General features: G+C 73.5%; 11 protein-coding genes and 3 pseudogenes. 7 read left to right on the top strand and 7 right to left on the bottom strand.

Translation table 11 applies throughout. The features are described 5' to 3' along the window. Positions 1-208 precede the first annotated feature (208 nt). Together ABT245_RS32375 and ABT245_RS32370 are read right to left on the bottom strand one after the other, a co-directional pair. Positions 209-358, bottom strand: a pseudogene (locus ABT245_RS32375) (TIGR00730 family Rossman fold protein); the annotation flags it as partial. Between the two features lie 955 nt (positions 359-1,313). Further along, positions 1,314-1,772: a Crp/Fnr family transcriptional regulator gene (locus ABT245_RS32370; RefSeq protein WP_351740514.1), complete on the bottom strand. Its 459-nt coding sequence runs from the start codon at positions 1,770-1,772 to the stop codon at positions 1,314-1,316. A gap of 243 nt (positions 1,773-2,015) precedes the next feature. Here ABT245_RS32370 and ABT245_RS32365 point away from each other — a divergent pair, with 243 nt between their 5' ends. Both ABT245_RS32365 and ABT245_RS32360 read left to right on the top strand, forming a co-directional pair. Further along, positions 2,016-2,903, top strand: a complete 888-nt coding sequence (locus ABT245_RS32365; protein WP_351740517.1) for a universal stress protein — start codon at positions 2,016-2,018, stop codon at positions 2,901-2,903. Positions 2,904-3,018: 115 nt separating this feature from the next. Further along, positions 3,019-5,388 (top strand): glycoside hydrolase family 65 protein, encoded by a 2,370-nt coding sequence (locus tag ABT245_RS32360; RefSeq protein WP_351740511.1) that lies wholly within the window; start codon positions 3,019-3,021, stop codon positions 5,386-5,388. A 119-nt stretch (positions 5,389-5,507) separates the two neighbouring features. Here the strand turns inward: ABT245_RS32360 and ABT245_RS32355 are convergent, their stop codons facing one another. Together ABT245_RS32355 and ABT245_RS32350 are read right to left on the bottom strand one after the other, a co-directional pair. Beyond that, positions 5,508-5,765, bottom strand: a complete 258-nt coding sequence (locus ABT245_RS32355) for a DUF1876 domain-containing protein (RefSeq protein ID WP_351740508.1) — start codon at positions 5,763-5,765, stop codon at positions 5,508-5,510. Positions 5,766-5,865: 100 nt separating this feature from the next. Further along, complete coding sequence (locus tag ABT245_RS32350) at positions 5,866-6,663, bottom strand: thioesterase family protein (RefSeq protein WP_351740506.1); 798 nt, start codon at positions 6,661-6,663, stop codon at positions 5,866-5,868. A gap of 31 nt (positions 6,664-6,694) precedes the next feature. Between ABT245_RS32350 and ABT245_RS32345 the strand changes: the two are divergent. Beyond that, positions 6,695-6,950: pseudogene (locus tag ABT245_RS32345) on the top strand (pyridoxal-5'-phosphate-dependent protein); the annotation flags it as partial. Positions 6,951-6,979: 29 nt separating this feature from the next. Here ABT245_RS32345 and ABT245_RS32340 read toward each other — a convergent pair. The 3 genes from ABT245_RS32340 to ABT245_RS32330 all read right to left on the bottom strand — a co-directional run bounded on the left by ABT245_RS32340 (position 6,980) and on the right by ABT245_RS32330 (position 9,697). Beyond that, positions 6,980-7,372, bottom strand: a complete 393-nt coding sequence (locus ABT245_RS32340) for an SCO5389 family protein (RefSeq protein ID WP_351740504.1) — start codon at positions 7,370-7,372, stop codon at positions 6,980-6,982. 69 nt (positions 7,373-7,441) lie between these two features. After that, the gene (locus ABT245_RS32335) at positions 7,442-8,401 is read right to left on the bottom strand and encodes an ATP-binding protein (protein ID WP_351740502.1); all 960 of its coding nucleotides are present in this window, start codon (positions 8,399-8,401) and stop codon (positions 7,442-7,444) included. 897 nt (positions 8,402-9,298) lie between these two features. Next, positions 9,299-9,697 (bottom strand): MarR family winged helix-turn-helix transcriptional regulator, encoded by a 399-nt coding sequence (locus tag ABT245_RS32330; RefSeq protein WP_351740499.1) that lies wholly within the window; start codon positions 9,695-9,697, stop codon positions 9,299-9,301. Between the two features lie 453 nt (positions 9,698-10,150). On the opposite strand from ABT245_RS32330, the gene ABT245_RS32325 reads away from it, so the two are divergent. The 4 genes and pseudogenes from ABT245_RS32325 (at position 10,151) to ABT245_RS32310 (ending at position 13,748) form a co-directional block, all read left to right on the top strand. Beyond that, positions 10,151-10,987, top strand: a complete 837-nt coding sequence (locus ABT245_RS32325) for an undecaprenyl-diphosphate phosphatase (RefSeq protein ID WP_351740496.1) — start codon at positions 10,151-10,153, stop codon at positions 10,985-10,987. 393 nt (positions 10,988-11,380) lie between these two features. Next, complete coding sequence (locus tag ABT245_RS32320) at positions 11,381-12,397, top strand: asparaginase (RefSeq protein ID WP_351740493.1); 1,017 nt, start codon at positions 11,381-11,383, stop codon at positions 12,395-12,397. A gap of 60 nt (positions 12,398-12,457) precedes the next feature. After that, positions 12,458-12,774 (top strand): annotated as a pseudogene (locus ABT245_RS32315) (hypothetical protein); the annotation flags it as partial. Positions 12,775-12,809: 35 nt separating this feature from the next. Continuing rightward, a complete protein-coding gene (locus tag ABT245_RS32310; RefSeq protein WP_351740491.1) occupies positions 12,810-13,748 on the top strand; it encodes a glutaminase in 939 nt (312 codons plus the stop codon). Positions 13,749-13,752: the final 4 nt, after the last annotated feature.

The raw sequence follows: 13,752 nt of genomic DNA, 5'->3' as shown, positions 1-13,752 counted from the left end.
TGGGGTGTGGGGGCGCCGTGTCGGGCGCCGCGCCCCCCCCCCCCGACAACGCGGCGTGGGGGCACCTCCCGGCCGAAGGCTGGGGGAGTGCCGTGCCAGGCGTCGCGGGCCAGACGGGACTTTCGAAACCCGCCCTAGGTCGGTGCGCCGGTGGCCCGTCGGACCGCGCGCTGACACGGCGTACTTCTTGGCCGGCGCGGAAACCCCTTCAGCGGCCGGCCTCCTTCGAGACCAGGGCCACCGCCTCGTCCGCATCGTCCGTCACGTGGAGGAAGGTCAAGTCCGCCTCGGTGGCCTTGCCTTGGGCGATCAACGTGGTCGTGAGCCAGTCGATCAGGCCGCCCCAGTAGGCGCTGCCAAGCTGCTACCGCATCACGGTGCCATCGTCGCGCGCCGCCGGGCCGAAGTGGAGCGCCGGACACTCATCTCCTCCGCCTTCGTCCGGGACGAGCTTCCCGACTGGCGCATCGAGGGTGTGGGGATCGGACCGTCCCAGTGGATTCGTCTCCCGCTGCGAGACACAGCCGAGTTCGTGGGCTTCGCTTACGAACAGGGCACCGCGGTGGGATACGGCGGCATGTATCGCAGCGACGGCCGGCCGTCCGCACACCTGCGAGTGACCCTCACGTCGGACGACCACCACATCATGACCGCGCTCCGCAACCTCCGTGACGCCTGGTCAGCCTTCCCGCTGCCACACGAAATGCTTCCAAGCCGCACCGATGCCGGCAAGAGCCAATCAGACGCCGACTGGCCTCTTCGCTCGGAGTTCACGGCGTCATCCACAACGGACCGGTCGATGGATCAAGGCTCATGCGCCCCCGCCCTCGGAGGCGGTGACGCGGGGAACGGCGCGATCGACACGGCGCGACCGACCACGACGGACCCGCACTCGCCGAACAACCGAATCTCCCGAGCCCTCGGGCGCCCTCGCCCCCGGCGGTGCGGCGCCGTACTCGCCGAACCACCGAAGCGTCCCGAGCCCTTGGGCGCCCCGGCGGTGCGGACCCGCACTCGCCGAACAACCGAATCTCCCGAGCCCTCGGGCGCCCTCGCCCCCGGCGGTGCGGCGCCGCACTCGCCGAACCACCGAAGCGTCCCGAGCCCTTGGGCGCCCCGGCGGTGCGGCGCCGTACTCTTCGAACCACCGAAGCGTCCCGAGCCCTTGGGCGCCCCGGCGGAGAGGCGCCGTACTCTTCGAACCACCGAATCTCCCGAGCCCTTGGGCGCCCTCGCCCCCGGCGGTGCGGCGCCGTACTCGCCGAACCACCGAAGCGTCCCGAGCCCTTGGGCGCCCCCGCCAAAGATCTCCGTCAGGGCCGCCCGCCGCTCCCGTACGGCGCGTACAGATCGAGGAGGCGGACGCGCGACGCGTGCAGCCGCTGGGCGACCACCCGGCCCACCCAGACCGCGACCGCCCGCCCGAACTCGGCGTCCTGCGCGCACATCGACCGCACGGTCCCCGCGTCGAACTCGTACGCCCGCACCGGACTGGCCGCCTCGGCCCCCAGCTGCCACAGGTACGGCGGGAAGTGCCAGGACCAGCCGACCAGTTCGCCCGGGCCCAGCGACTCGACGACGGCCGCGCGCCGGCCCGGCACGTGCAGGTCGAGGGCGACGGTACCGGTGCGCACGATCCACAGCCGGTCGGCCCGTCGGCCCTCCTCGAACAGCCGGGTGCCGGCCTCGAAGGAGACCTCACGGGCGATCCGCATCAGTCGTTCGCGGTGCTCGGCCGCGAGGGCCGCGTTCAGGGTGGTGGCGGAGGTCATCGCACCGGCTCCTTTCGTTCGCTGCTCGCGGCGGGGCGGCGCCCAGCGCCGTGGGGTTCTTTCTGCCAGCGTGTCCGCGTGCCCGGCCGGACGCCACGGGCCGCACGGACCGCACTCCGGGTCGTTCGGCCCCGGTGGGCGGACGACCCGCCCCTCGCACCGTCCGCCCGCCGGTGCGAGGGTGAGACGGGGGGAAGTCCCCGCGCCGCACCACCGGCGGCCCGAGGAGAGGCGGTGGCGACGATGACCCGGCCGACGACGACCTGGCCCCTGGTCGTGGGGGTCGACGGTTCGGACGGAAGCCAGCGCGCGGTCGACTGGGCGGCGGACGAGGCCGCCCGGCACGGTCTGCCGCTGCGGCTCGTGTACGCCTCCCTCTGGGAGCACTACGAGGCCGGCGCCTTCGGCGAGCGCGAGCACCAGGCCGAGCGCCGGCTGGCGGAGCACATCGTGGCGGCCGCGGCCGAACGCGCCGCGCGCCGGGCGCCGGGCGTGAAGATCGACACGGATGTCGTCCCCGAGGAACCGGCCGACGCCCTGCTGCGCGAGGCCGGCCACGCCTTCGCGGTGGTGACGGGCACCCGCGGTCACGGCGCGCTCACGGAACTGCTGCTCGGCTCGGTGGGCCGCACGGTCGCCGACCACGCCGAAGGCCCGGTGATCGTCGTCCGCGGCGACCGGGCGGGCCTGGCCGGCACGCACGCGCGGATCCTGCTCGGCGCCGGTGAGCCGGGCACCGCCGCCGACGCCGTGCGCTTCGCGTTCCATGAGGCCGAGGCGCGCAAGTGCACCCTCGACGTGGTCCGCGCCTGGCACTGTCCCGTCTACGAGAGCGCCGAGTTCCCCGCGCCGTCCGAGGACCCGTCCCGTGCGCGGGAGCGGCAGGCCGCCGCCACCCTGGACGCGCTGCTCCAGGACGCCATCGCCGAGCACCCCCGGGTCCGGGTGCGGCGCGCCACCGTGCGGGGCTCGGCGCGCAGGACGCTGCTGCGCCGCTCGGCCGCCGCCGACCTCGTGGTCATCGGCGCCTGCCGCTCCACCGGCCCCTTCGGACCGGGCTTCGGGCACGCGGGACACGCCCTGCTGCGCCACGCGGCCTGTCCCGTGGCCGTCGTGCCGCACCGCAGGTGAGCCACCGCCCCGCTGCGCCCGCCCGCGCCGGTGGCGCACCGCGCCCGCTGACCGGACAGTGGGGGAGGAGACGGAGGACCGCACGGGCCCGCAGGATGCGACGAAGGGGGCCGCAGTGACCGGCTGGACCTGGGAGTACGACGACTACGACCCCGCTGACGAACGCCTCAGGGAGTCGCTGTGCACCCTGGGCAACGGCTACTTCGCCACGCGCGGGGCGCTGCCCGAGTGCGTGGCGGACGCCGTGCACTACCCCGGCACATACGCGGCGGGCTGCTACGACCGGCTCACCTCCAAGGTGGCGGGGCAGCGGATCGAGAACGAGGACATGGTCAACCTGCCGAACTGGCTGCCGCTGCGTTTTCGCCCCGCGGGGCACGACTGGCTGACCCCCGACACCGCGACGGTGCTCGGCCACCGCAAGGTCCTGCACCTGGACTTCGGCCTGCTGGAGCGGCACACCCGCTACGGGCTCGGCGACGGAAGGGTGCTGTTCGTGCGGCAGTTGCGCCTCGTCCACATGGCCGACCCCCATCTGGCCGCGCTGCGCACCGAGTTCACCGCCGAGGGCTTCGCCGGCGAACTCGACGTCGAAGCCGCCCTCGACGGCGGGGTCGGCAACTCGGGTGTGGCCCGCTACCGCGATCTGGACGGCCGCCATCTCACCCATGTGCTTACCGGTGCCGCGGCCCCCGACACGGTCTGGCTGCGCTGCCGCACCCGCACCTCGGACATCCGGATCGGCCTGGCCGCGCGTCTGACCGCGGACGTGCCGGTGACCGTCGCGCACGAACACCTGCGAGCCGTGCAGCGGCTCCGCCTGAGCCTCACCCCGGGCCGCACCGTCCGCGTCGACAAGACCGTCGCCCTGCACACCTCGCACGACCTCGCGATCAGCGACCCGCTGCGCGCCGCCACCGACCGGGTCGGCGCCGCGGCCGGCTTCGACGAACTGCTCGCCGGGCACCGTACGGCCTGGGAGCAGCTGTGGACCCGTACCGGCCTCGACGTGCCCGGCCGGGCGGGTCATATCCTGCGGCTGCACCTCTTCCATGTGCTCCAGACGCTCTCGCCGCACACCGCCGACCTGGATGTGGGCGTGCCCGCCCGCGGGCTGCACGGGGAGGCGTACCGCGGCCATGTCTTCTGGGACGAACTGTTCGTGCTGCCCTACCTCAACCTGCACTTCCCGGAGGTCTCCCGCGCCCTGCTCCGCTACCGCCACCGGCGCCTCGGCCAGGCCCGCGCGGCGGCCCGCGCGATCGGCCGGCGGGGCGCGCTGTACCCGTGGCAGAGCGGCAGCGACGGCCGGGAGGAGGCGCAGCGACTGCACCTCAACCCGCGCTCCGGGCACTGGCTGCCGGACCGCTCCCATCTCCAGCGGCACGTCGGCTCGGCGATCGCGTACAACGTGTGGCAGTACTGCGAGGCGACCGGCGACACGGAGTTCCTGCACTCCGAGGGCGCCGAGATGCTGCTGCAGATCGCCCGTTTCTGGGCGGACTCCGCCCGCCACGACGCGCACCGGGGCGGGCATCGCATCCTCGGCGTGGTCGGCCCCGACGAGTACCACGACGCCTATCCCGACGCGCCGCGACCGGGCCTGGACGACAACGCGTACACCAATGTGGTGGCCGCCTGGGTGCTGGCCCGTGCCGTGGACCTGCTGCGCGCCCTGCCCGAGCCGCGGCGCCGCGAACTCGCCGAGCGCATCGGCCTCGAAGACGACGAGCCCGAACGCTGGGAGGAGGTGTCCCGCACCCTCCGCGTGCCGTTCCACGACGGGGTGATCAGCCAGTTCGAGGGGTACGGCCAACTCGCCGAACTCGACTGGGACTACTACCGCAAGCGCTATGGCGACATCCGGCGTCTGGACCGGATCCTGGAGGCCGAGGGCGACACCGTCAACCGCTACAAGGCGTCCAAGCAGGCCGATGTGCTGATGCTCGGCTATCTCTTCTCACCGGCCGAACTGTGCTCCCTGTTCGAGCGGTTGGGGCATCGGCTCGACGAGGAGACCTGGCGGCGCACCGTGGAGTACTATCTGCGCCGCACCAGCCACGGATCCACCCTCAGCGGCCTGGTGCACGGCTGGATCCTGGCCCGGGCCAGGCGCGCGGACGCCTGGATGTTCTGCCAGGAGGCACTCCGCGGCGACATCGCCGACCTCCAGGGCGGCACCACCGGCGAGGGCATCCACCTGGGTGCCATGGCCGGCACCCTGGACCTCGTCCAGCGCGGACTGACCGGTCTTGAGACCCGGCAGGGTGCGCTGTGGCTCGATCCGGTGCCGCTGCCGCAGCTGTCGTCGTACGGGTTCTCGCTGCGCTACCAGGGGCACTGGGACATCCGGCTGCGCCTGGAGCACGGCAAGCTGGAGGTCGCCGTCCCGCCGTCCGACCTTCCGCCGGTCGACCTCCGGCTGCCCGACCGCACGGTCGGCGTCCGTCCCGGTGAGACGTTCCTCCTGATGCTCCCGGACTGACCCGCCGGTACCCGCGTACGCGCGTGTGCCCGCGGATGGGGCAGACGATGGGCGCGGCCGAACTCCCGGCACCCGCGCATACGCGTGCGTGCGCGCCGTGGCCTCGCGACCCGCCGGCGTCAGCGGTGCACGGGACCGGCCATCTGCACGATGTCGTCGGCGGCCACGTCGTGCAGCCGTACGGCGAGGTCTTCCAGGGCCCGGCTGGCGGCCAGTTCGTCGCCGACCTCCGGTATCGGCCGGTCGACCGGATTGCGCCGGGCGAGGCCCCGCCCGGTGAGCCCCGACGCGTCGCGGGTCGTCAGCACGGCACGCGCGTGCGTGTCGTCGCCCTCCTCGGTGATGTAGATCTGCACGGTCCACTGCTTGGCTTCCACCGTGTCCACCTCCCGTGGGCAGCCCCCTTCCCGTCCAGGCTGCCGCGCGTGCCCGGAGCCGGTCCAGTGCCGAACGGCCCTGTCCGTGCCGCCGGGGCGGTCAGGCGCCGTTGTCCGGCAGCGGCCGGACGGTGAGGATCTGCTGGGCCTGTCCGACCGGCCCGTCGGCGTCGTGCAGGACGGTGCTGGTCAGCCCCTGCCCGGTGGGGCCGAAGACGACGGTCGTGTCGAGGCCGGCCCAGCGGCCCGCGGGCCGGCGGTGCAGATGGAGGGTCAGGTCCATGTTGGGGAACATCCACGCCGTGGGCGACTGGCGTACGGCGATGCCGTTGGCCGTGTCGACGAGGGTGACGTACCGGGCGAGCGCGCTCGCCCGCTCCCCGGCGACCAGGTCGAGGTCCGTGCTGACCCAGGCGGTGGTGCGGCCGGGCCGGGGCGGGGCGACGGCGCGGACGTCCAGGGAGGCGATGTAGCCGCCGGGCCACAGCTCGCTCATCGCCCACCGGTCGCACCCGTCCGGCGCGGGGAGCCGGTCGCCCGCGCCGCCGGCGACACCCGTGGTGTCCAGGCCGGCCAGCAGCCACAGGCGGGCCCGGACCACCGGGCGGCCCGCGATCAGGACGACGGCTTCGAGCAGTTCGATCGTGCGGCCGGGGCGTACGGTCTCCACCTGGATCTCGCACTCGTCGAGCGCCGGACGCCCGAGGATGTCGTAGCTGATCCGGGCCGGAACCAGTCCGGTGTCCGGGCGCCCGGCCAGATATCCGTCGACGGCATGCACGATGAGTCCGCCGAGCGGGCTGAAGTGCTGCTCGTCGGGGCCCCAGGCGCCGCTCGCGTGCGGGGTGGGCTTGAAGCGGTGCTCGTCGATGCGCTCGTAGTAGCTGCCGGTGGTCAACTGACTCCTCTTCCTCCTCTTTCCGGGCCGCTCACCGGGCGTTGAGACCTTCTCCGGCAACCGGCGTCTGCCTGACGGTATCGCGCCGGCGAGCGACGACCGGATCAGGGAGGCGATGCGGTTCGCCTTCGAGCGGATGAAGGAGGACCGTGGTCGAACCGAGCGGCGCGAGCACCCTGGCCGCGCTGCCGGCACACCGGATCGACCCGCTTCCCCGCCGGGTCGGCGTCATCGTCTCCGGCGGGAACATCGACGTGCGGCGGCTCGCCGAACTCCTCGACGGCTGACCTCGGAGACGGCCCGGTCCCGTGCTGTCTCAGCAGTCCCGCAGCTCCGGTGACTGGTTGAGGAGCTGGGCGCGCGGCGAGGTGAAGCGGCTGTGCACCGCCCCGCCGCGGGCCCCGGGCCGGAAGACCGCGACGCGGTGGCAGTTCTGGAACGCCAGGGCGACGCCGAAGTGGCGCTCCAGGCAGCCCCGGATCGCGTCACTGGACAGGGCCCGAAGCAGCTGCCCGCGCTCCCGCTCCGAGGGCGGCGGAGTCCGGTTGTCCGCGAACTCCGCGGAACCGTCCTGCAGTTCGGCGGTCAGACGGGCGACGAGATCGTAGGCGTACGGCAGGGACGCGCGGACGGTTGCCACGAAGTCCTCCTCCCGAACCTCGCCGTTCTCGGCTTCGGCGAGCAGCTGCGGGGAGACGTCGAGCGACATGGGGTGTCCTGTTCTGTTGCGTTGAGGTACGGACGGTGCTGCGAGGAGGGCCGGGCCGGGCGGTCCCGGTCAGACGAGGGCCCCGAGGGCCGCCGGGCCGTGCTCGAACTCCGGGTCGACCTGGTCGGCCAGGCGATGGCCGGTGGCGGCGTCGGCCCAGGCGGCGGCGTTGCGCAGATGGAAGTCGACGGCGTGCCGCTGGAAGGCCGTCCAGTCCTTGGGCCGGGCGTCCACGGCGGCGCGCAGCCGGTCCAGGGCGTGGGCGTTGTGCCGCTCCAGCGTCCCCTGGCCGCGGCCCTGCTCCTGGGCGCGCACGAAGGGTGACGACTCGCAGTGGGCGAGCAGTCCTTCACCGACGTGCCGGCGCAGGAAGTCCAGGTCCGCCGCGTCCGTGACCTTGTTGCCGACCACGGCGAGCGGGATGCCGAACTCGGCCGCGTGCTCCCGGTACTGGCGGAGCACCGAGACGCTCTTGCGCGTGGGTTCGACCACCACGAAGGTGAGGTCGAACCGGGTGAACAGGCCCGAGGCGAAGGCGTCGGCGCCCGCCGTCATGTCGACCACGATGTACTCGCCGGGGCCGTCCACGAGATGGTTGAGATACAGCTCGACCGCGCCCAGCTTCGAGTGGTAGCAGGCCACGCCGAGGTCGCTCTCGTCGAACGCGCCGGTGACCATGAGCGGTACTCCGCCGACCACCTGGAGATGACGGGAGTGGATCTCGTCGTCCCCGAGCGGCCGCAGCAGCCGCGAGCCGCGGCCGGGCGGGGTCGTCTTGACCATGGCCTCACGCGAGGCGATCCGCGGATTCGTGCCGCGCAGATAGTCCTTGATCTCGCCGGTGCGCGCGCTCAGCGGCGGCACCGTGAGGCGTTCCTCCTCGGCGAGGCCCAGGGCGTGGGCCAGGTGCTGGTTGATGTCGCCGTCGATGGCCACGACCGGCGCGCCCGAGTGGGCCAGACGGCGGGAGAAGAGGGCCGACAGGGTGGTCTTGCCGCTGCCGCCCTTGCCGACGAATGCCACGCGCATGTCTAGCCGTTCCTATTGGAAATGGAATTCATGAGCTTAGCGTGCTGCGGGCGCGGAACGGCTGTCAAATCGACCGAGGTCCAACCGGGTTGCCGTGGGGCCCAGTTGGAGCATCCCGTCACGCAACGGCATCCACCGGTCGGAAGGGCCGCGGCGGCGATCGCGATGCCCTTGGTGATGAACTTGGGGCTGCTGCCGACCGCGTCCGGGTTGGCGAGCACCTGCGCACCCGTCCCGTGGCGCAAGCGGTGAGCGGCGGCGGCAGACCTCCGCACTTCAACGGCGGGTCCGTGGCGAAGGCACCGGCCCGGGGTGATCCGGGCGAGGCCGGGCGGTCCCGCCCCGCCCGTCCCTCGGCGATCTCCGAACGCCGTGACCGAACGGCAGGGGCCGACCGCGTCGCGCGGCTCGACCGCTACGCCCCCCGGAGTGAGCCGGCGGCGGCCTCGTGCCGACCGGGCCGCGCATTCGGTGGGGGCGCGGGCCCCGGCGTGACGCACCGGTCCGGGCGGCGGCTGCGGACGCCCCGTGGGTGACGGTCTCCGCGTCGAGGACCTGGCCCTGACGGGGCCCTGCCGTATGTGCCCGTGCTCCGCGTCGGCGTCCGGAGCCCCGTGCCGTACGGACTGTGCGCCGAGGCCGACTGCCCGCTGCCGGACGCTGCCGGACGGTGCCGGACGGTGCCGGACGGTGCCGGACGGTGCCCGGAGCGCGATCGGCGGGCCGCGTCTGCCGGCCGCGGGCGTGCGCGGCGGCCTCGCCGGGCCGTCCCGTCACCCCGGCCGCCACAGGGCCCGCACCCGCGTCGACGAGACGAACCCCCTGCTCGGCCCCGCGTCACCGGCCCACGCGCAGCCGGCGGCCCGGCGAGTGGGGCCCTGCCCGCCGTGACAGGGTCTAGCCGGCCGGGTCGGCCAGCATCCGGGCCAGTACCGCCCGTTGCCGCGGCAGCACCTCGGTGTGCAGGTCACGGCCCTTGCGGGTGAGCGCGACCCACACACCGCGCCGGTCCTCCGCGCACACCGAGCGCTCCACCAGACCGTCCTTCTCCAGCCGCCCGATCAGCCGGGACAGCGCGCTCTGGCTGAGATGCACACGCCCGACCAGGTTCTGCACCCGGCACTGGTCGCCCTCCCGGGACGACTCGGCGGCCAGGATGTCAAGCACCTCGAAGTCGCTCGCGCCCAGGCCGTACGGGTGTAGGACCCGGTCGATCTCGCACATCGTGCGTGCGTGGACCGACAGAATGTCCCGCCAGCGATCCTCCAGCCGGGCCTCGGCCGTCTTGACTGCCATACCCGCACGGTAACACCGATCCGCCCCATTGTTGACTGTGCAACTAGTGCGGACGCATCCGGCCCGGACCGGCCCCTTCGCCGTCATTCGCCGCGCAGCACCTCCGCGACGCTCAACCGCGCCGCCCGCCGCACCGAGCACCGCGATGGCGCCACGCCCCGGGTTCGGCGAAAGCGGACGATACGGGCGTGCAGGGTAAGAAGTCGTTGTGAACCGGCGGGGTGCACTGCCGGTGCCGGGGCCGGTGCGGCGCCGTGTCGTCCGGTCGCCCGTACGGTGGGGTCGCGGCTCGACCCGGCCCTCTTGCGGTGTGCCCGTGCCGCGCACACCGCACACCGCCCCTCCCGGGCCGTCGGCGGCCGGGCGGCCGTCCGGGCGCGGGTGCTTGCGGTACGCCCGGGCGTAGTAAGACTGTCTACAGCACTGTCGACCAACTCCTCAGAACTGGATCCCATGAGCGCCATCTCCGTCGGTCAGGCCGTCGTCCTCGGAGTCGTCGAGGGGGTGACCGAGTTCCTTCCCGTGTCCTCCACCGGCCACCTCAAGATCGCCGAGGGGCTCATGGACATCCCGGTCGACGACAAGTCCGTCGTCGGGTTCTCCGCCGTCATCCAGGTCGGCGCCATCGCCGCCGTGTTCGTGTACTTCTTCAAGGACATCGTGCGGATCGTCTCCGCCTGGGGCCGCGGTCTGCGCGACCGCGAGGAGCGTGTGCACCACGACTACAAGTTCGCCTGGTGGGTGATCTACGCCACCATCCCCATCGTCCTCGTGGGTCTGGCCGCCAAGCCGCTGATCGACGGCCCGCTCGGCTCGCTGTGGGTGGTCGCCGGTTCACTGATCGTCGGCAGCGGCGTCATGTGGGCCGCCGACCAGATGGGCCGGCACAAGCGCGGCGAGGACGACACCTCCTTCAAGGACGCGATGCTGGTCGGCTGCTCGCAGATCCTCGCCCTGCTCTTCCCCGGCTTCTCCCGCTCCGGTGCCACCATGTCCACGGCACTCATCCTCGACCTGGACCGGGTGGCCGCCACCCGTCTGTCCTTCTTCCTCGGCATTCCGGCGCTGACCGGCGCAGGCCTCTACGAACTGAAGGACGCCCTGGGTGCCGGTGTGGGCGCCGCCCCCCTCGTCATCGGCACGGTGGTCTCCTTCGGTGTCGCCTACGCCTCCATCGCCTGGCTGCTGAAGTTCATCGCCCGGCACTCCTTCAACGCCTTCGTGCTCTACCGCATCGTCATCGGCGTAGTCCTCTTCGGCCTGCTGGCCACGGGCGTGCTCGGCAGCTGACACCCCAGGCACCGCGCGGCCGGGCGAGCGCGGGGTATCTGGCCCCGCCGTACTCCCCGCACGGCCGGTACGCCCTCCGCGGCCGACCGGCGCGCACGTCCACCGCAGCCGACGTGCGACGCCCGCGTGCGTTCACCGCAGCCGACGCGCGATCTCCGCGTGCGTCCACCAGAGTCGGCGTGCGACGCCCGCGTACGTCCACCGGAGCCGATGTGCGAAGCCGGCGCACGTTCACCGGAGCCGGCGCGTGATCTCCGCGTACGTTCACCGGAGCCGGCGCGCGCAGCCCGCGTACGTTCACCGCAGCCGACGCGCGAACACCACGCGCGTTCACCGCAGCCGGCGCGCGGATCTCGCGCCGCTTCGTCCCGACTCACCCCTGGTCAGGCAGTGATGCACAACAGTTCCCCCGCCAACGCGCCCGCCGTCCGTGCACCCCGCCACGTCCCCGTCGCCCACGTCCTGCGCGGCGGGGTCATCGAGGGCGTCCACCACGGTTCCGTCGTCGTGCTCGGCCCCGACGGCGAGGTCCTTTTCCGACTCGGCGACATCGAGGCCGCGTTCTATCCGCGCTCGGCCGTCAAGCCCGTCCAGGCCATGGCCATGGTGCGGGCCGGGCTGCCGCTCGACGGCGCCCTGCTCTCGCTGGCCGCGGCCAGCCACTCCGGCGAGGAGCGCCACCTTGCCGGCGCCCGGCGGATCCTCGAACGGGCCGGTCTCACCGAGGACGACCTGCGCAACGTGCCGGACATGCCGTACGACCCCGTCGTACGGGACGCCTGGGTGCGCGAGGGACGGCCGCCCTCGCGGCTCGCCCAGAACTGCTCCGGCAAGCACGCGGCGATGCTCCACACCGCGCGCCTCAACGGCTGGTCCCCGCACGACTACCTGGACCCGGCCCACCCGCTCCAGCAGACGATCGCCGAGACCGTCGAGGACCTCACCGGGCAGCGGATCGCCCGGGTCACGGTGGACGGGTGCGGCGCCCCGCTGTTCGCCGTCTCCCTGCACGGACTGGCCCGCGCCGCCGCCCGGATCACCACCGCCGCGCCCGGCACGCCCGAGGCGCGCGTCGCCGACGCGATGCGCGAGCACCCCGAGATGGCCTCCGGGTCCGGGCGGGACGTGGCCGCGCTGATGCGGGCCGTGCCCGGGCTGCTCGCCAAGGACGGGTTCGAGGGGGTCGAGGTCGCCGCGCTGCCGGACGGCCGCGCGATCGCCGTCAAGATCGCCGACGGCGCGTCCCGGGCCCGGATCCCGGTCGCCGCGGCGGCCCTGGCCCGCGCGGGGGTCGACCCGGCGCTGCTCACCCGGTTCGCGGGCGAGCCCCTGCTCGGCGGCGGGGCACCGGTCGGCCGCGTACGCCCGGTGCGCGCACTGGACCCCCTGCCCCTGCCGGCCCGCGCCTGACACCCCGGCCCGCGCGAACGCCCCTCCGCCCGCCGTCCCCTCCGCCCACCGTCCCCTCCGCGCAACGCCTGCGTCACGCTCGCAAAGCGATGCGTCACCGGCGTCACCGGCGTCACCGCGCACACCGAGAAGCTGCGCGCGACCGTGGAGAACTCCATCGGTCCGGTCACCGCGCTACCCGCACATCGGCTGCACGGCCGCCACCGACATCGACAGGAGTCCCGGCCACCGGCCGCGGTGTGATCGCCGAGGAGTCCCCGGCCACCGGCCGCGGCGTGGGAGAACTCGTCCTGGAGAAGGGCCTGTTGCCCGCGGCCACCCTGGCCGGCCTGCTGCGCCCGGAGATCGTCGCGGGCGACGGCGCACGCACCGCCTGAGCCGCGGCGGCGCACCCCGCCCCTCCGGCGGCACAATGGCGATCATGGCAACGACGTCGTCACCCGCCTTCCTGCCGGTCCTGGAGCGCATCGCCGAGGAGATCGAACGCATCCCGGGCCGCGGGCGCCCCGCCGACTACATCCCGGCGCTCGCGGCCCGCGACCCGCGCAGCTTCGGCATGGCCGTCGCCGAACCGGACGGGACGGTGTACGGGGTGGGGCAGTGGCGCCGGCCGTTCTCGGCGCAGTCCCTCACCAAGGTGTTCACGCTCGCCCTCGACCTGTCCCGCGAGGGCGACGCACTGTGGGAGCACGTCGGCCGCGAGCCCTCCGGCAACCCGTTCAACTCCCTGGTGCAACTGGAGTACGAGAACGGCATCCCGCGCAACCCGTTCATCAACGCGGGCGCCCTCGTCGTCACCGACCGGCTCCAGACCCGCACCGGGGACGCGGCCGGCGAACTGCTGGCCTTCCTGCGCGCCGAGAGCGGCAATCCGGACCTGGACTTCGACCAGGAGGTCGCCGCCTCCGAAAACGCGCACGGCGACCGCAACGCGGCCCTCGCCCACTTCATGGCCTCGTACCGCAATATCGACAACCCGGTCCCCGTCCTGCTCGACCAGTACTTCCGCCAGTGCTCCCTCGCCGCGTCCTGCGCCGACCTCGCCCTCGCCACCACCTTCCTGGCCCGGCACGGCGTCCGCGCCGACGGCACCCGGCTGCTCACCCGCAGCCAGGCCAAACAGATCAACGCGATCATGCTGACCTGCGGCACCTACGACGCGGCGGGCGACTTCGCCTACCGGGTGGGCCTGCCCGGCAAGAGCGGCGTGGGCGGCGGGATCATCGCGGTCGTGCCGGGCCGGTGCGCCCTGTGCGTATGGAGCCCGGGCCTCGACGAACGCGGCAACTCCGTGGCGGGGGTGGCGGCCCTCGACCGTTTCACCACGCTCACCGGGCTGTCCGTCTTCTGACCGG

Origin of the sequence: Streptomyces sp. NPDC001508, from assembly GCF_040298665.1 — a bacterium.
Taxonomy (GTDB): Bacteria; Actinomycetota; Actinomycetes; order Streptomycetales; family Streptomycetaceae; genus Streptomyces.
Note: the sequence above shows the minus strand (reverse complement) of the source record. Positions and strands in the feature narration are given on the sequence as shown.